The organism is Streptomyces sp. NPDC050388, assembly GCF_040655635.1.
Lineage (GTDB): Bacteria > Actinomycetota > Actinomycetes > Streptomycetales > Streptomycetaceae > Streptomyces.
This window is the reverse complement of record NZ_JBFAKH010000117.1, coordinates 1-17,272: the sequence shown is the minus strand read 5'-3', so window position 1 is coordinate 17,272 and position 17,272 is coordinate 1. Positions and strand designations below refer to the sequence as shown.

Sequence of the window (17,272 nt, the reverse complement as noted above, 5' to 3'; positions counted from 1 at the left end):
GAGACATTTTCGCGTGCTTGGGGCCCTGTGGTGCGGCGGGAAGGACGGCGCTCAATGGGATGCGCCTACGGCGCGTGCCGGTACCACATGGCACATGTTGTAGAAGCTGTCCACGGGCGCCCAGTTGATCCAGGGTGAGCGCGTAAGTCCAGGCCAGAGCCCTGTGACGTGAGTACGTCCGCGGGGTTGGTGCCCCGCCCGCGATCGCTCGTGACAGGTGAGGACCCACGTCGGCTTGCTCCGGTGGGAGTCCTGCGTGGACGGGGATCTGATACGACGACGCCCCGCCGGGCAAGCCGACACGGGGATCCGGCGCTGTTCGAGAGCGCTTCATGTGAGGGCCGGCGTGTTGAGGCGCGCACGCGTGAGTGCCACGTAGAGGGCACGATGGTCTGCCTCCGCAGGGTCGAGGCCGAGCCCCCGGGCGCGAGATGTCTGCGGTGCTCAGTTTCATGGCCACCGTGTTCCAGGTAGAGCTGACGACTTCCAAAACCCACCAGCCGTACTCGGTCACCAGCGGGGCAGTGCCAGAATCTGAGCGGCGGACTCTTCTTCAAGGGCCAGTCGGCCCCTGGGAGCGATAGATGGCCCACTGTGGCGGAGCGCTGGTTCTGTCCAGTGAGCTTCCGAGAGGGGGCGTTGTCGGTGGGTGCTGGCAGAGTGCGTGCATGACGGACAGCGAGAGTGCCCGCATGGCGCGGATCCTGAGCGGGTTGCCGGCAGTGGCTCAAGAACTGCTGTTGGAGACGGACTGGGCTTCTCACCGGCACGCCTACGGCTCCGGTGAGGACATACCAGTCTCCCTGTGCTCCCTCGTGGACGAGGATGCCGAGGTGCGGTCCGAGGCGTTGGCCGCATTGGACATGGGTGTGCTGCATCAGGGCTCGCTGTACACGGTCACCGCGCCCGCGGCGCTGTTCGTCGCCGCGATCCTCGACCATCCCATGGGCCTCGCCGAGCACGAGGGACACTTCCCGTGGGACGACGGGCCGCCGCGCAGCTTGCGGGCCGCTCTGCTCGGCTGGCTGGGCCAGGTGGCTGAGTCAGCTGCCTACGGGGAGGATCCGGCGCGGGACCGAGCCAACTGGGAGTGGCAGCCCTGGCACGAGGACTCGCGAGGCGAGCGCGACCCCGACGAGCTTGCCGCACTGCAAGCGTGCCGGGACATCCGGCCCGCCCTGTACGACGCCGTCGAGCCGTTCCTCTCTTCCTCCGACCCCCACGTCTGTGAGACCGCGCTCGGCGCCGCAATGCCGCTCCTTTCCGCCCCGGCCCTTGGTGACCGCGTACCGCGCGCCGCCGCGCTGCTGCGGGCCCGGCTGGGCAGCATGACGGGCCGGCGGGAGCGAGCCGCCGTGGCGCGGGCGCTGAGTCTTTGGGGGATGGACACCTCCGACCTGCTCGCCGACTCCGACCCGGCCGTGCGGGTCTGCGCTGCGCTCGGTCCCGTCCGAGTCGATCGGCCCCGCGCTCTCGCCGTGCTCCTCGACGCGCTGCGGGACCCCCGCACGACAGACGGATGGTTCCCCGAGCCGCTGTGCGGGGTCGACGGGTGGTTCCGGTTCACCGTGCTGCGTTCCGCGCTCGATCTGGCCGCATCGTTCGAGGAGGTGGCACCGGTGGCCACCGCCATGGTGGCCGCCGGCCACAGGTCCATCGTCGACAACGAACGCGGGCCGATCCTGTTCAGGGCCTTCCCCGCCGGCTGCAACCCGGCCCACTCGCTCACCTCCGCCCAACGCGCCCTGCTGCGGGCGTTCGTGGACACCGACGAGGCCACGGGCAGCATCAGCGGCAACTGGTTGTGGTTCCGCGCGGCCGGGCTGCCAGAGAACCGGGAGGGCATCGCTGCGTTGCTGTGACAGGCCCGCCACCGCACCCCGTACCCATGACGTTCCCCGCCTGAGGCTGAGCATCGAAGTTGGCCCTTGAGTGTTCCGGTTGGTCCCTGTACACGATGGTTGGCCCCGTGTGAGCGGCTGGTTCATCCGGGGAGTGGTTTCCGGTGGGCCGCTGGGTCCCGTCATGATCGAGTTCCGGGGTTCAAAGGTGGGGGTGTGGTGTGAAGGACTGGCGGACCGATCCGACGTTCGCGATGTGCCGGGAAGTGGCGGACGGGGCAGACCTGGCCTTGTTCTCGGGCGGCCCGTTCGACGTGCGGGCGGTGGTGGCCGGCATCCTGCCCGAACTCCGGCAGGGCTTGGACCTCGATTCCGTCCCGTGGGGGAACTTCCCTCATGGGCACGACGCCCGAAAGGCCGTTCACCTCCTGCGTGCTGACGGCGAACCGGGCGTGGACACGACGGGTGTGCTGTCGGGCCTGTGCGCCAATGACAGCCGAGCCGCTGCCGCCCTCGCCGTGCCGTTCCTCATCCCCCTGGCCATCGACGTCCACCACTCACACCGCGCCGCCGTTCTCGCTGTACTCTCCGGCCCCGCCCGTGCCCGGCACCACGGCGTCGCCTCCCGCGAAGAACTCCTCCTCCATCGCAACGACCCCCGACGCGATGCCCCCGACACCCACGACGGCTACGGCTACGAGGTGACCGGCTACCCGGCCGGCTGGTCGGTGGCTGCCGCCCGAGCTGCGATCACCACAGACGCCTCCGCACTCCTGCCCCTTCTCGGAGACTCCGACCCCACCGTCCGCGTTGCCGCCGCCTACGTCCTGGCGACCGCCGCCGACCCCGGCCACATCATCCGGACAGCCTTGGCCAACGGATTCGCCGCCGAAGGCGACGCCATGGTCCGCGCCGCCCTGCTCCTGGCCACCGCCGAGATCACCCGGGCCCACCCGCACCCGCCGACCGTCACGTGGCTGCGTGAACGGTGGCACGACGGGACGGAAGCCCCCGAAGCCCGCCTGGCGGCGGCGGTCGGCTGGCTCTGCCTCACCGAGCAATCAGCACCCGTGGAGCTCCGCCGGACCGTCGACGCCCTCGCCGACGACGAGCGCGCACACGCCATGGAGGCCCTGCCATGGATGAACGCCGCCTCCGGCACCAACGAACCAGGACTTCTGCGCTGCGGACGCTGCATGCTTCACCCAGAAGAACCCGACCCGGAAGCGGCCCTCTGGGACTCCCTGTTCTGAATCCGGGCCCTCGTTCCGGCGCACGGGCAAACGCCCGGATCAGGGGGGAACCGGTACACCACCTCCCCAGACGTGACCCGGACCGGCTACCCATGCCCTGAACCTTCAACCGGCGTTCTCTGAGAGGCCATTTGGGGTACACCACCGTCACCGACGATCCTGGCCCGGCCACACGGGGAGAACGCAGGCATCAGGGGGAGAATGCAGGTGCCCGAGAACAGACCCGCTGCCGAAGAGCCGCGGTTGACCGTTACCAGACCCCCGCGCCGCCACCTGCGCAGAGCGCTGGCAGCGGCGCTGCCCGTCCCGGTCATCGGGCTGATCCTGCTCGTGGCTTCCGGGAACCTGCTGCTGCCGGTGCGGCCGGTGGTCACCATCGAGGCCAAGATGGCCTCCAAGAGGAACTTCTTCCAGGACCCCGAAGTCGAGCGGCTGCTCATGAAGCACGGCTTCCGCGTGCACATCACGAGCATGGGCTCGCGTGAGATCGCCAAGCAGGACTACGACGGATACGACGTCGTCTTTCCCTCCGGCCAGCCGGCCGCCGACCTGATCAGCCGGGAGCGCGCCCGGGCGAACCGTCCGGTGCTGCTGTACCGCCCCTTCGTCAGCCCCATCGTGCTGGCTACCTACCGGGACTACGCCGAGGTGCTCGCGGCGGAAGGCGTCGCGGGGCGCCTGCCGGGCTCGGGCGGCCCGCCGATGTACTACACCCTCGACATGCGGAAATTCCTCGACCTCGCGCTCGGCAAGAGGAAGGGCGTCCAGCGTGATCCAGAGGACGGCTACCGCTGGGACGAGATCGACGACAAGAACCACGTCCGCAACGGCAACAAGATCCTCGCCCAGACCTCGGACATCTGCGAGGCCAACTCCGCCGGCACCTACCTCGGGCTTGTGGCCTTCGTCGAGCACGGGAACGACGCACCGGACAGCGAGGCCGAGGCCGAGCAACTCGCCCGGAAGATCAAGCCGCTCCTCGTCGAACAGGGCCTGCCGTCCTCCGAACGGGCCGAAACATATCTGTCCCCCGACGGGCAGGGCATCGCCCCGATCGCGGTGATCTACGAGCACCAGTTCCTCGCCCATCAGCTACGGCACAAGGCGCAGAAGGGCGAGACCGACGACGAGCGCGTCCTGCTCTACCCGTCCACGCGCTTCGTCACCGAACCCCAACTCGTCGCGCTGACCGGCGACGGCGCGCGGCTCGGCGAACTGGTCAGCGAGGACCCCGAACTCCAGCACCGTGCCATGGAGCTGGGCTTCCGGGCCCGCAGCGCCGGCAGCGGTGCGAGCAGCGACGAACTCACCCGGTTCCTCACCGAGCGGCAGATCCCGGTGCCCACCACCTCCTCCGACGACACCCGCGCGGTCCTGCCCAGCCTGCCCCTGCTGGAGAAGATGATCGAGATCGTCGGCGATTGCCCGGACAGGACCGGCAGCCAGTGAAGCGCGGTGCGGGCCTGCTGGCACTCTGCCTGGCGCTCGTCGCCACCTTCCTCACCGCCTGCTCGGGCGACGCCGGCGACGACACGGTCCGGCTGCGCGTCCTCGCCAGTCCCGATCTCGCCGTACTGGGCCCGCTGCTGGGCGAGTTGAAGGACGAGACCGGCGTCGACCTGCGCCTGTACCACCGGGCTGACGCCGAGACCAAGGCCCCGGACCGCGACCGCTACGACCTCGCGTGGCTGTCCTCCGACCACTATCTGCGTCTCACCGACAGACACGCGATCCGAAGGCTGCAGCGCACGGCCACCATGACGTCCCCCGTCGTCATCGGCCTGAAGCCGGATGTGGCACGTGAGCTTCGCGCCCGGGTGCCCGGCTCCCGGCTCACCTGGGCGGACATCGCGGATGCTGCCGCCGCCGGCACCGTCCGCTTCGGCATGGCCGACCCCCGGCACGCCGGCAGCGGGCTCGCCGCCCTCGTCGGCGTCGCCACCGCCGCGGCCGGCACCGGAGCAGCGCTACGCCCCGAGGACGTCTCCTGCGACCGGCTGCGCGGCTTCCGCTCCGGCCAGGTCCTCACCGCCGACACCGGCCCCGCCCTCATCGACACCTACGTCGACCACCAGGACGAGGCCAACGCCCTCATCACGTACGAGTCCGATCTGCTCGCCCTCAACGCTTCCGGCCGCCTCGACGACCACCTGGAGGTCATTCGCCCCGAGGACGGCATGGTCCTGGCGGACTTCCCGCTGCTCCTGCTGAACCCGGCCCACCGCGCCGCGTACGACAAGGTCACGAGGTGGCTGCGGCGCGACTCGGTGCAGCGCCAAATCATGCGGCACACGGTGCGCCGCCCCGTGACTACGACGGTCACCCGGGACGCGCGGCTGCGCGAACCGGTCGGCAACGCGCTCTTCTACCCCGACCAACCGGCCGTCGTCGAAACGCTGTTGGCGGACTACGGCGACCCCGACCGCCGCACCGCGAGCCAGGTGGTCTTCCTACTCGACTTCTCCGGCTCGATGCGCGGCGCCCGGATGGCCGCCCTGCGTGAGGCCTTCGCCGGACTCAGCGGCGCGGACCCCTCCGCCTCCGGCAAGTTCACCCGCTTCTACCGGAACGAGCGACTGACCGTCGTCCGGTTCGGCGGCCGGGTGCTGGAGCAGACGACCGTCACCGTCACCGGCCCGAAGGATCTGACCGCCCTCGCAGGCACCGTCGCCCGGGGCGGCTACGGCGACGCCACCGCCGTATGGTCCGCCCTCGACCACGGCTACCGCACCGCCGCCCTCGAACTGGCCGCCGACCCCGACCGCTCCGTCTCGCTCGTCCTGATGACGGACGGCGAGAACAACGCGGGCCTGTCCTACGCCGAGTTCGTACGCCGCCACAAGGCACTGCCCGCCGCCGTGCGCGCCACCGTCCCCACCTACCCCGTCCACTTCGGCGAGGCCGACGCAGGCGAACTGCGGCGCGCGGCGGCGAGGACGGGCGGACGGATGGTGGAAGCCGCCGGCTCGTCCCTTTCCGAGGCTTTCAAGGAGATCCGTGGCTGTCACTGACGCACTGTGGTGGAGCCTTTGGTGGCCGTGGATGACGGTCTGGCTGGTGACGGTCGCCGGCGCGGTGGTGCTCGCGGTGATCCTGGTGCGCCATGCCCGCCAGCGGCGCAGGCACCTGCGCCGCTGGCAGTCGGCGTACAGCATCTGCCTGTACCTCGACGAGCAGGCCGTGATGGACCTGTACGAGCTCGGCAACTATCGGTCCGCGCTGGAGGAGGCCGTCGAGCTGCGGACGAAGGTCGACACGAGCGTCGGCTTCTGGAGCCGGATGCTGACGTGGCTGTTCCGGTTCCGGCTGAAGCGGGACGTCAGCCAGGAGACGTTCCGCAAGTTCGTGCGCAAGGACAAACCGATCAATGTGATCGGCGTGGTCATGGAGGCCTTCGACCGGGCCGACGCCATCGTCCACGCCGACCTGACCACACTGACCGTCGTCCCGAACCGGAACCTCGCCGACAACCTGGCCGACGGCCGTGCGGTGACCCTGAGCCGCATCGGCGAATTCGTCTCGGTCAAAGGCATGTTCTCGCGCGTGCCGGACGTGACGGAGGGATTCGTCCTGCGGGCCGAGTACGGCGACGAGCAGCCTCCCGTCTACATGCGCGTCGTAGCTCCCGGGAACGCGCGCCGCTCCATCCCGGACGGCACGTTCACGGCCCGCTGCCTCGGCAAGATGACCGGCTGGCGGGAGGACACCCGCGAGGTGACGCTGGAGGCGATCGCGATCTTCTGGTGACCGCCGCTCACCGGGAATTCATGTCCTTCACCGCCGCGAAGCACAACGCCTTTGGGGGCGTCTGTGGCAGTGGAACGCCTGGCGACCGCCTCGAGAACTGGATCGCCGACGTCGAACGGGACACCCTGGCCCCGCTGGCGTCCTTCGCCCGCAACCTCCGCCGGGACTTCGACGCCGTTCGCAACGGGCTGTCTCTGCCCCACAGTTCCGGCGCCGTCGAGGGCAACATCAACCGGCTGAAGATGCTGAAACGCCAGATGTTCGGCCGGGCCAGTCTTGATCTCCTTCGCAAACGCGTCCTGCTCGCAGGATGAGCCGGACCGTCCGGATCACAAGATCGTCGACAGAACCAAGATCTTGACGTTGATGGCGTCCACGAACAGGACCGGATGGACGCGGTCCAGCGGGCGGTTGGACCATTCCGCCATGCCCTCCATCACCTTGTCGGTGATCGTGGAGATGGTCTGTTTGGACACCTCGGCGCCGTAGACCTCGGCCAGGTGCGCGGAGATCTCCCCGTGCGTGAGCCCCTTCGCGGACAGCGACAGCACCATCTCGTCCACGCCGGTCAGGCGCCGCTGCCGCTTCTTGACGATCTGCGGCTCGAAGCTGCCGGCCACGTCCCGGGGCACCCTGACCTGGACCGGGCCGACGTCGGTCAGCACGGTCTTCGCCCGGGTTCCGTTCCTGCTGTTGCCGCTGTTCCGGCCCTCGGCGTCGTGCTTCTCGTATCCGAGGTGATCGGTGATCTCGCCCTCCAGGGCGGGCTCCAGCACCCGCTTGGTCAGCATCTGCAGCAGGCCGCCCTCGCCGGTCAGCTGCAGCCCCTCGGATCGGGCCCGGTCCACGAGCATCGCGACCAACTGCTCATCCGACGTGGCCGGCACCGGTGTGACCCCCGGCTTCTCCACGGACTCCTGCTCGACAACGGTCTCGGTCATCTCTGGCGTCTCCTTGATCATCAGATCCGCGTTGATCAGACACTCCCGCCCAGGGCGGCGGAGCCCGCGGCGTCCCTCGTGACGGCCGGACCGCGAGGTGCGCGACGGTCTCCCCAGTGACATGAACCCGACGTCGAAATCGACTATGCTCACGGGTGCATGGTCCACCCGACATCACGGGAAGCAGGGAAGCAGCATGGCCGACAGTAGTGACCTGGGCGAGCCCGAGCCCGCCGTACGTCTGCCCGCCACGGCCCGTGGGCGGCGACGTCGGCAGGCCCTTCTGGACGCGGCCCGGCAAGTATTCGCGCGCGACGGCTTCGCGGACGCGCGGATCACCGACATCGCCGACACCGCGAAGGCGGCACACGGGTCCTTCTACACGTACTTCGACTCCAAGGAGGAAATCTTCGTCACGCTCCTGCGTGAACTGGAGGACGAACTGCGCAGCCCCGGGCCCCGGCACGTGCAGCATGAGGAGGACGAGGGGCCCGACCGGCTGGAGCCCTACGAGCAGATCCTGCGGGCCAATCACGCCTATCTCGAGGCGTACCGGAAGAACCGCGCGATCATGGTTGTGTGGGAGCAGGTCGCGACACTCGACGCGAGTGTCGAGGCGCTGAGACGGGAGGCCGGCGACCGGTTCGTGCAGCGGATCGAGCGCGGCATCCGCTACTGGCAGGAACGGGGCACCGCCGACCCGGAGATCGACCCGGCGTACGCGGCGATGGCCCTCAGCGGGATGGTGAGCAACTTCGCGTACCGCTGGTCGGCGCAGAACGCCGATTACGAACTGGAGAAGGCCGCGCGGCAGCTCTCCCTGCTGTGGGCCAACGCGCTGGGTGTGAGGGTGCCCGGACCGGCCCCGGAACAGGAGTGACCCGCCGGGGCCGGCTGGGCGCCGGTCAGTCTCGTGGGGCCTCGGGGTCCTCGGTGAAGCGCAACCACAGCGAGGCCGGGCCGTGGAAGAGGAAGCTCGGCCGGTACGGCGGCGGGTAATCGTGGCCGGGGGCGAGTTCGATCCGGGAGAACCGCCGGGTCATCTCCTCCAGGGCGATCTTCATCTCCTGGCGGGCGAGCGGAGCCCCGATGCACAGGTGGGCTCCCCAGCCGAAGGTCATGTGTCGGGTCGTCCGCTCCTCGTCGAGGTCCACCAGCCCCGCCTTCGGTCCGTACCCCGAGGGGTCGTGGTTGGCGCCGGCGAAGCTGATCCAGACGAAGTCGCCCTCCTTGACGACCTGGTCACCGACCTCGATGTCGGCCGTCGCGCGCCGGAAGATGCCCAGTGCCGGGCCGGCGGTGCGCAGCACCCCCTCGATGTAGTTCGGGATCTTCTCCGGCTCGCGGCGGAGCCTGTCGTAGGTCTCCGGGTGGGTGGCGAGGTCCTCCAGCATGCGTGACATCGCCGCGTCACTGGTGTCCGCGCCGCCGACGACGAGGAGCTGGTAGACCATCATCAGGTCGTCCCGGCTCATCCTCTCCCGGCTCTTCTCGTTCTCGTGCACCACCATCGACGTCAGGTCATCGGTGGGGTTGGCCATCCGGTCCTCGGCGGCGGCGTGGAAGTAGTCGTCGAAGTCGAAACGGGTCTGCGACAGCTTGCGGACGTCGTCGTCGGTGAGCCCCTCGGTGGCGATCATCGAGTTCAGGTCGGTGACCCAGCCGCGGAGCTTCTTGTGGTCCGTCTCCGGCAGGCCGAGGACCGCGGAGATCACCGCCATCGGGTAGGGCTCGGCGAAGACCTCGACGAACTCCACCTCCTCCTTGCGCGCGGCCAGGTCGTCGATCAGGCCGCGCGCGATGCGCCGCATGTTGTCGGCGTTGCGACGGACCGCCGTCGGGGTCAGGGCGCGGTTGATGATGCGCCGGTGCCGGGTGTGCACGGGCGGGTCGGAGAACAGCAGGACGCGTCGGGCGCCCGCTCCATAGCCCTCGATCCGGTGCTTGGTCTCCGGGTTCTCCCGGGCGAGCTCGATCACCCGGGTCCAGATCGCGTCGGCCTTCTCGCCGATGCACTGCTCGGCGGAGAACTCCTTGTTGTTGAGGACTTGAGTGGCCAGTTCATGGCTCGACACGACCCAGAAGTTGCCGTCGGCGTACCAGGAGATCGGCGCTTCTTCACGGGCGGTACTGAAGTGTTCGAACGGACACCGCAGGGCCTCCTTGTCGAGCTCGAAGACCGGTGTTCGGAAGTGGGGCTCACGGTAGGAATACACGAACCTGACGACGACTTCAAGTGTAAGTTGAAGTTGACGTCTATGTTGAGTTACGGTCGCGGCGGCGGGGCGTCGACGGCTCCCCCGCCGAGGGCGGGCTCCCCGCGCCCCGCGGGAGCCGCGTGGGCACAGAAGCGGGCGGCGCCTGGAGCCGACGGGGCGGAGTGTGGGCCCTGCGGTGGGGCCGGCGGCGCCGGCCCGCGCCGGGCACCCCATCCCGCCCGCGACACGGGGTCCGCTGTCGACGACGAGGAGATGCGGCATGTCAGGCACAGGATGCGGCGCGGACAGGAACCAACCCGACGAACCACGGCCCGCGCCCGTGGTGGGGTCTCGGCGCCGTACGGTGGGAGGACGTCCGCCCGCGGAGCGTCGCGGGGGAGCGGTCCGAGGCGTGGCGTGGTGACCACGACGACGGACCAGGGCCCGCCCCGGGCGGTGGTGTTCGACTACGGCGGTGTGCTGACCACCCCGGTACGGCACTCGATCGCCGCTTGGCTGGAGCAGGACGGCATCGAGCCGGATTCGTTCTCCCGCACGCTGAAGGCGTGGCTCGGACGGCGGGCACCGCAGGGCACGCCGCTCCACCGGCTGGAGACCGGAGAACTGGAGGTGGCCGAGTTCGAGCGGCTCTTCGCCGCGCGGCTCGTGCGGTGGGACGGAGCCGCCGTCGACCCCGTGGGCCTCCTGGACCGGTTCTTCGCCGGACTGCGCCCGGAGCCGCGGATGTACGCGCTCGCCGAGGAGCTGCGCGACTGCGGGGTGGCGGTGGCGCTGCTGTCGAACAGTTGGGGCAACGACTATCCGCGGAAACGGTTGGAGGCGCTCTTCGTCCCGGTGGTGCTCTCCGGCGAGGTCGGTCTGCGCAAGCCGTCGCCGGAGATCTTCGAACTGACCGTGCGGGGACTGGGCCTGACGCCTGAACAGGTGGTGTTCGTCGACGACGCCGAGGCGAACGTGGCCGGTGCCCGGGCCGTGGGCCTGCGGGCCCTGCTGCACACCGATCCGGACGCCACCCGTACGGCACTGGCCCACCTGCTGCCGCAGCTGCGGAGCTCCGGCGCGGCCCCTGCGTAGCACCCGTGTCGCCCGGCCGAACACCGGTTGAGGCGGCCCCGGGCCGCATCCCTGGAAGGTCACGAAAGGACGCTGGAGAGATGAACACCCACGAACGGCGCACCGCCGTGGTGACCGGTGCCGCGCGCGGCATCGGCGCCGCGGTCGCGCGGCGGCTGGCTCTGGACGGGTTTGCCGTGGCCGTCCTCGATCTGGACGAGGTCGCCTGCCGGACGGTCGTCGACGACATCCGGTCCGAGGGCGCACAGGCACTCGCGGTCGGTGCGGACGTGGCCGACGAAGCGGCCGTCGAGACGGCGGTCGAGCGGGTCGCCGACGTTCTCGGCCCGCCCACCGTGCTGGTCAACAACGCCGGCGTCATCCGGGACAACCTGCTGTTCCGGATGACCGGCGATGACTGGGACACGGTCATGAACGTGCACCTGCGCGGGGCCTTCCTGATGAGCCGTGCCGTACAGCGGTTCATGACGGAGCAGCGGTGGGGGCGCATCGTCAACCTGTCCAGCACCTCGGCGCTCGGCAACCGAGGGCAGGCGAACTACGCGGCGGCCAAGGCGGGAGTCCAGGGCTTCACCAAGACCCTCGCCGTCGAACTGGGCAGGTTCGGGATCACCGCCAATGCCATTGCCCCCGGCTTCGTGGAGACCGACATGACCGCCGCGACCGCCGAACGGATGGGTGTGCCGTTCGAGGAATTCAAGGCCTCCGTGGCCGCCGGTGTGCCCGTGGCGCGCATCGGCCGGCCGGAGGACATCGCCCACGCGGTCTCGTACTTCGCGAGCGAGGGGGCCGGATTCGTCTCCGGCCAGGTTCTCTACGTCGCGGGCGGCCCCTGCGACTGACCACGGCACGGACTCCACACGGACCCGACGAGAACAGGAGCACCATGCAGGTCTTCAACGGCATCGCGGAACTGGAGCAGGCGGTCGGCAGGCACCTGGGGCACAGTGCCTGGCGCACCGTCACGCAGGAGCGGATCGACCGGTTCGCGGACGCCACCGGCGACCACCAGTGGATCCACGTCGACGCAGGGAGGGCGGCGGCCGGGCCGTTCGGCACGACGATCGCCCACGGCTACCTGACCCTGTCCCTGGTGCCGGAACTGGCGGGCGAGGTCTACCGGGTGGACGGCCTGGCCATGAGCGTCAACTACGGCTGCAACAAAGTGCGCTTCCCCTCGCCGGTGCCGGCCGGCTCCCGGGTCAGGGCCGGCGTCGAACTGCTCTCCGTCGTCCCTGGCCCGAAGGGGGCCCAGGCCGTCGCCCGGGTCACCGTGGAACGCGAAGGGGGCGACAAGCCGGTGTGCGTCGCCGAGACCGTCAGCGTCATGGTGCCCTGACCACGCCGGACACCGCGCGGCGCGGCACGGTGCGCCGAGCGCCCGTCGTCCGGTGGCCGCCCGGGAGCGGCACCCCACCACCACTCGGAAGGAACCACCATGGGGTCACAGGAAAAGATCCTCGTCGTCGACGGGGCCCGCACCGCGATCGGTGCCTTCGGCGGTGCGTTCAAGGACGTGCCGGCGCATGAACTCGGTGGCACCGCCGCCCGTGCGGCGCTCCAGCGCGCCGGGGTGGCGCCCGAGGACGTCGACGAGGTCGTCATGGGCTGCATCGGACAGGTCGGCGCGGACGCGTACAACGGGCGCCGGGTCGCCCTGGCGGCGGGGCTGCCCCGGAACGTGCCCGCCTACACCGTCAACCGGCTGTGCGGCAGCGGTTTGCAGGCCGTCTGGTCGGCAGCCATGCAGATGCGGTGGGGCGGGGTGGACATCGCGCTGGCCGGCGGCGACGAGAACATGACCCGGATGCCGTTCTACGACTTCGCGGCCCGCTCGGGCTACCGGCTGGGGGACCGTACCCTCACGGACGGCACCGTCATGATGCTCACCGACCCCTTCCACGGCATCCACATGGGCGTCACGGCGGAGAACGTGGCCACGAAGTACGCGGTCTCCCGACAGGAGCAGGACGAGTTCGCCGCCGAGTCACAGCGTCGCGCGGCACTGCCCCCGGCCCGGAGGGCCTTCGCCGAGGAGATCACCCCCGTCGAGACGGGCGGCCGTACCCCGCGCACGGTCGACACCGACGAGCACCCCCGGCCCGACACCACCGTGCGGACACTGGCCGACCTGCGCCCCGCGTTCCGGCAGGGCGGCACCGTGACCGCCGGCAACTCCTCCGGGATCAACGACGGCGCCGCGGCACTGGTGCTCGCCCGGGAGACGACCGCGGCCGCCCGCGGGTTGACCGCCCTCGTGTCGCTGGAGGCGGTGGCGACTGCGGCCATGGAGCCGGAGCTGATGGGTTACGCCCCGGTCGAGGCGCTGCGCAAGCTGTTCGCCAAGACCGGCACCGGCCCGGCGGACATCGACGTCGTCGAGCTGAACGAGGCGTTCGCCGCCCAGGCGGTCGCGGTGATCCGGGACGCCGGACTGGACCCGGAGCGGACCAACCCCTACGGCGGTGCCATCGCCCTGGGGCATCCGGTCGGAGCCACCGGCGCGATGCTGACGCTGCGGGTGGCCAAGGACCTGGTCCGGCGCGATCTCGAACTGGGCGTCGTGACCATGTGCATCGGCGGCGGCCAGGCCCTGGCCGCGCTGTTCCGGCGGGTGTGAGCGCGATGCCGCCCCTGACTCCGAAGAATGAGGTTGCCGTGCCCGAGGGCCGGGAAACCGCGGACGGTCTCGTCCGCTACCACCGTCGTGCTGGGGTCGCCCACCTCGTCCTGGCCCGGCCGGACCGGGCGAACGCCGTGGACCTGCCCACTGCACGGGCGTTGGGCGCGGCGGTCGACCGGGCGACGGCCGACCCCGAGGTGCGGGCGGTACTCGTCCGTGGCGAGGGCAGGCGGTTCTGCGCGGGCGGCGACGTGGAGGCGATGGCCGCCGCACCGGACCGGGCGGCCTACCTGAGGGAGCTGGCCAACACTCTGGACGGTGCCCTGCGACGCCTGGCGGACATGCCCAAACCGGTCGTCGTCGCGGTCCAGGGCGCCGCCGCGGGCGCCGGGCTGGCGCTGGTGCTCAGCTGCGACGTGGCCGTCGTGGCCACCTCGGCGAAGTTTCTGACGGCCTACGCCGGCGTCGGCCTGACGCCCGACTGCGGTCTGTCCCACCTGCTGCCGCGGGCTGTCGGGCAGCCCCGCGCGCTGGAACTGGCCCTGACCGGACGGACCCTCACCGCCGCTGAGGCCCTGGCGTGGGGGATGATCAGTGAGGTGGCGGACGACGCCCGTCTCGAGGACAGGGCCCGCCACCTGGCCGAAGTCCTCGCTGCCGGACCGGCCTTCGCCCTGGGCCAGACCAAGCGGCTGGTGCGCCGGTCCGCGGAGACCTCGCGCGAGGAGGCCGGGCGGGAGGAGACGCGGGTGATCGCGTCCGCCGTCACCGAGCCGGAGTCCGCCGCGCTCCTGGCGGCCTTCACCGTGCGCGGGCCGAGCCGGTCGGGGCGCTCCGCCGTCGGAGGCCACGCATCCGGGCCGGGAGACTGAGCGGACTCGGCCGCCCGGCACACGGCCCGTGTGCCGGGCGGCCGAGTCCGGGCACCTATCGGGTCGCCCCTGGAGGGTGCCAATACCCAGGCACAGCCCCTGAGTAGGCACTTGCTGCTTCAAGCGACCGTGGCAAGCTCGGACTGCATGGCGTTGCGCATGCTCTATCCGATCTTCTGGCTATGACCGCACCAAGACCGTCGTCCGCCGGCACGTCGCACCAGGTGAGGCTGGACCGTCACACCCGGAGGCGGTCGCGTTCGCCGGGCAGCGGTGGCCCCGAACGGCTTCGGTCCGGGGCCACCGCAGGCTTTTGCCTGCTTGCCGGCTCAGTCCTCGTACAGGGCGATGATGCGGCCGACGACCCCGCCCTTGCGGAGGCGCTCCAGCCCCTCGGGGATCCGGTCCGGCGTGATGCGGTTCAGCGGCGGGTTGAGGTCGCCCGACCGCATGAGGTCGTAGAGCTCCTCGAGATCCTGCTTCGTGCCCGACTTGGAGCCGAGGACCCGCAGCTGCTTCAGAATGATCGCGCCGGTGCTGATCGTGGACTCGAGACGGCCCATGCCGACCTGCACCAGCGTGCCGAATTCGCCGAGCGTCTCGAGTGCCTCGGCGGTGGTGGTGCCGAAGCCCGCGTAGTCCACGACGAGCTCGAGGTCCTTGTCCGCGAACTCGGTGATCGACTTGCCGACGCCCGCCAGGCCGACCTCGGCGGCGAGCTCCCGGGTGGCCGGGTTCACGTCGGCCGCGTACACCTCGGCGCCCTTGAGGACGGCGGTGCGGGCGCCGATGTAGCCGAGGCCGCCGAGGCCGATCACACCGACCCGCGTGCCTTTCTTCGCTCCGCCGAGCGTGACCATGGCGTGGTACGAGGTGAGGCCCGCGTCGGTCGCCATCGCGCCCAGCTCGAACGACACCTCGTCCGGCAGTCGCACCAGATTCGCGTCGGTCGCGCGCACCTTGGGTCCGTAGCCGCCGTCCCAGGCGCCGTAGCCGATGGCGTCGCCGTCCGGCATCATCGGCGAGAGGCCGACGCGGTCGCCGATCTTCCAGTGGCCCATGCCCTCGCCGACCTCGCTGATCACGCCGGCGTTCTCGTGCCCGAGCGTCATCGGAATCCGCGGGAACATCGACATCCAGCCCGCGTCGTCCATCGCGCTGACATCGGAGTGGCAGAGACCGGCGGCCTTGACGTCGACGACGACCTCGCCCGGTCCCGCGTGTGGCGCTGCCACCTCCTCCAAGGTGAGCGGCTGGTTGGTTCCGTGGAAGCGCCAAGATTTCATGGTGTCGCGTGTCCTTGCATACGTGCGTCGGGGGACGACGCCGGGTGACGCCGTCCGTCCGGGCTGGATGAGCTTTCTCTTGTCTCTCGAACCGGACGGTGCTCGTTGGAGGCTCTCTCCGGGCGGTTCGGACGGTGCCCCGAGGTGGTGGGCCCATTACAGAAACTACCCGGACATTGTTGAATGATGAACTTTCTGTTGCGTGGGCTATTTCACCGCTGTCGCCTCGCCCGGAGGGAAATAATCCGGCCTTCCGCAGCCTTCGCGCGGCCGAGGTCGATCGCATCGACGGGCAGGGGGAAACCGCCGCCGGTCGAGACGGAACGGCAGTCCGCGCCGGTGGCAGGGGTGGCCGGCGCGCACCGGCGGCCACCTGGACCCGGCCCGGGCCGTCGTCGGCCGCTTCCCGCGCACGCGGGGGATGGCTCCCGGCCCTGGGGCGCGCTTCCCGGCCCTCGCCGACGTCGCGCACGTCCCCGCCGGGGCGGTGAGGGAGGCGGGGGGACAGGCGTGGCCGGGGCGCGATTCCACTGTGATCACAGTGCCCCGCGGAGGCGCTGGTCAGGCGGCGCGGATCGCGGAGACGTCGAACTCCAGCTTCACCTTCTCGCCGACCAGCACGCCGCCGGTCTCCAGCACGCTGTTCCAGGTCAGGCCCCAGTCGGTGCGGTCGACCGTGGCGGAGCCCTCGAAACCGGCGCGCTCGGTGCCGAAGGGATCGGTCGCCGTGCCGGTGAAGGTCAGGTCCAGGACGACTGGGCGGGTGACGCCCTTGATGCTCAGGTCGCCGGTCAGGCGGTAGGTGTCCGCGGAGAGCCGCTGCACCAAGGTGCTGCGGAAGGACAGCTCGGGGTGGGCCTCGGCGTGGAAGAAGTCGGCGCTGCGCAGGTGCTGGTCGCGCTGTTTCTGACGGGTGTTGAGGCTGGCGGCCTCGATGGTCACGTCGGCGGTGCAGCGCCCGGGGTGCTCGCCGTCCAGGTACAGGCGGCCGTCGAAGTCTTCGAAGGTGCCGCGGACCTTGGTGATCATGGCGTACCGGGCGACGAAGGCGATGCTGCTGTGCGCGGGGTCGATGGTCCAGACGCCGGTCAACCGGGCGGAGGCCGCGTCGGCGGCCGGGGCGGGAGCGGTGGCGCGGCGGCGGTTGAACAGGCCCATGGGGTCGTCCTTCAGGGAGGGAATGTCTTCCGCCCTCCCCCAACATGTTGAGGTTTGAATCAATTCCAGGGGGATTCTTGCACTTCCGACGGTCCGGCAGCCTGAGCACAGCAGCCACGAGAATCCGCCCACACCACGGCCGGGAAGGCCGCCCACACGGTTGCCGTGCCCCCAGGTCAGAACGGACTGACCTGGGATTTTTCGTTCAGAGGACGCGGCGCCGACGGCGGGCGCGGGCGGCGCGGCCGCCGCCGGGTC

The 17,272-nt window shown here is 70.5% G+C and carries 15 protein-coding genes and 2 pseudogenes; 13 read left to right on the top strand and 4 right to left on the bottom strand.

Going from position 1 to position 17,272, the window contains the following annotated elements; genetic code table 11:
- The first annotated feature begins 668 nt into the window (after positions 1-668).
- From AB0I73_RS36755 to AB0I73_RS36730, 6 genes are all read left to right on the top strand, one after another.
- Positions 669-1,862 (top strand): hypothetical protein, encoded by a 1,194-nt coding sequence (locus tag AB0I73_RS36755; protein ID WP_363044766.1) that lies wholly within the window; start codon positions 669-671, stop codon positions 1,860-1,862.
- Between the two features lie 200 nt (positions 1,863-2,062).
- On the top strand, positions 2,063-3,094 hold the full coding sequence (locus AB0I73_RS36750; RefSeq protein ID WP_363044765.1) for a hypothetical protein: 1,032 nt from the start codon (positions 2,063-2,065) through the stop codon (positions 3,092-3,094).
- A 243-nt stretch (positions 3,095-3,337) separates the two neighbouring features.
- On the top strand, positions 3,338-4,543 hold the full coding sequence (locus tag AB0I73_RS36745) for a hypothetical protein (protein ID WP_363044764.1): 1,206 nt from the start codon (positions 3,338-3,340) through the stop codon (positions 4,541-4,543).
- Positions 4,540-6,105, top strand: a complete 1,566-nt coding sequence (locus AB0I73_RS36740; protein ID WP_363044763.1) for a vWA domain-containing protein — start codon at positions 4,540-4,542, stop codon at positions 6,103-6,105. The genes AB0I73_RS36745 and AB0I73_RS36740 overlap by 4 nt, the downstream gene beginning before the upstream one ends.
- Positions 6,092-6,841, top strand: a complete 750-nt coding sequence (locus AB0I73_RS36735; protein WP_363044762.1) for a hypothetical protein — start codon at positions 6,092-6,094, stop codon at positions 6,839-6,841. Before AB0I73_RS36740 ends, AB0I73_RS36735 begins: the two co-directional genes overlap by 14 nt.
- 20 nt (positions 6,842-6,861) lie before the next feature.
- Positions 6,862-7,155: a transposase gene (locus AB0I73_RS36730; protein WP_363044767.1), complete on the top strand. Its 294-nt coding sequence runs from the start codon at positions 6,862-6,864 to the stop codon at positions 7,153-7,155.
- A gap of 39 nt (positions 7,156-7,194) precedes the next feature.
- On the opposite strand, the pseudogene AB0I73_RS36725 reads toward AB0I73_RS36730, so the two are convergent.
- Positions 7,195-7,695: pseudogene (locus AB0I73_RS36725) on the bottom strand (transposase); the annotation flags it as partial.
- 283 nt (positions 7,696-7,978) lie between these two features.
- On the opposite strand from AB0I73_RS36725, the gene AB0I73_RS36720 reads away from it, so the two are divergent.
- Positions 7,979-8,662 (top strand): TetR/AcrR family transcriptional regulator, encoded by a 684-nt coding sequence (locus AB0I73_RS36720; RefSeq protein WP_363044761.1) that lies wholly within the window; start codon positions 7,979-7,981, stop codon positions 8,660-8,662.
- 25 nt (positions 8,663-8,687) lie between these two features.
- Here the strand turns inward: AB0I73_RS36720 and AB0I73_RS36715 are convergent, their stop codons facing one another.
- The gene (locus AB0I73_RS36715) at positions 8,688-9,998 is read right to left on the bottom strand and encodes a cytochrome P450 (RefSeq protein WP_363044760.1); all 1,311 of its coding nucleotides are present in this window, start codon (positions 9,996-9,998) and stop codon (positions 8,688-8,690) included.
- 402 nt (positions 9,999-10,400) lie between these two features.
- On the opposite strand from AB0I73_RS36715, the gene AB0I73_RS36710 reads away from it, so the two are divergent.
- The 6 genes and pseudogenes from AB0I73_RS36710 to AB0I73_RS36685 form a co-directional block, all read left to right on the top strand.
- A complete protein-coding gene (locus AB0I73_RS36710) occupies positions 10,401-11,075 on the top strand; it encodes an HAD family phosphatase (RefSeq protein WP_363044759.1) in 675 nt (224 codons plus the stop codon).
- Positions 11,076-11,155: 80 nt separating this feature from the next.
- Positions 11,156-11,917 (top strand): 3-oxoacyl-ACP reductase FabG, encoded by a 762-nt coding sequence (gene fabG, locus AB0I73_RS36705; protein ID WP_363044758.1) that lies wholly within the window; start codon positions 11,156-11,158, stop codon positions 11,915-11,917.
- Between the two features lie 44 nt (positions 11,918-11,961).
- Complete coding sequence (locus AB0I73_RS36700) at positions 11,962-12,414, top strand: MaoC family dehydratase (RefSeq protein ID WP_363044757.1); 453 nt, start codon at positions 11,962-11,964, stop codon at positions 12,412-12,414.
- Between the two features lie 99 nt (positions 12,415-12,513).
- Positions 12,514-13,695, top strand: a complete 1,182-nt coding sequence (locus AB0I73_RS36695) for a thiolase family protein (RefSeq protein WP_363044756.1) — start codon at positions 12,514-12,516, stop codon at positions 13,693-13,695.
- A gap of 38 nt (positions 13,696-13,733) precedes the next feature.
- Positions 13,734-14,570 carry an enoyl-CoA hydratase/isomerase family protein gene (locus AB0I73_RS36690; RefSeq protein WP_363044755.1) on the top strand — a complete coding sequence of 279 codons (837 nt, stop codon included), beginning with the start codon at positions 13,734-13,736 and terminating at the stop codon, positions 14,568-14,570.
- Positions 14,571-14,751: 181 nt separating this feature from the next.
- Positions 14,752-14,838, top strand: a pseudogene (locus AB0I73_RS36685) (integrase core domain protein); the annotation flags it as partial.
- Positions 14,839-14,899: 61 nt separating this feature from the next.
- On the opposite strand, the gene AB0I73_RS36680 reads toward AB0I73_RS36685, so the two are convergent.
- Both AB0I73_RS36680 and AB0I73_RS36675 read right to left on the bottom strand, forming a co-directional pair.
- Positions 14,900-15,856, bottom strand: a complete 957-nt coding sequence (locus AB0I73_RS36680; protein WP_363044754.1) for a zinc-binding dehydrogenase — start codon at positions 15,854-15,856, stop codon at positions 14,900-14,902.
- Between the two features lie 561 nt (positions 15,857-16,417).
- On the bottom strand, positions 16,418-17,014 hold the full coding sequence (locus tag AB0I73_RS36675) for a YceI family protein (protein WP_363044753.1): 597 nt from the start codon (positions 17,012-17,014) through the stop codon (positions 16,418-16,420).
- Positions 17,015-17,272: the final 258 nt, after the last annotated feature.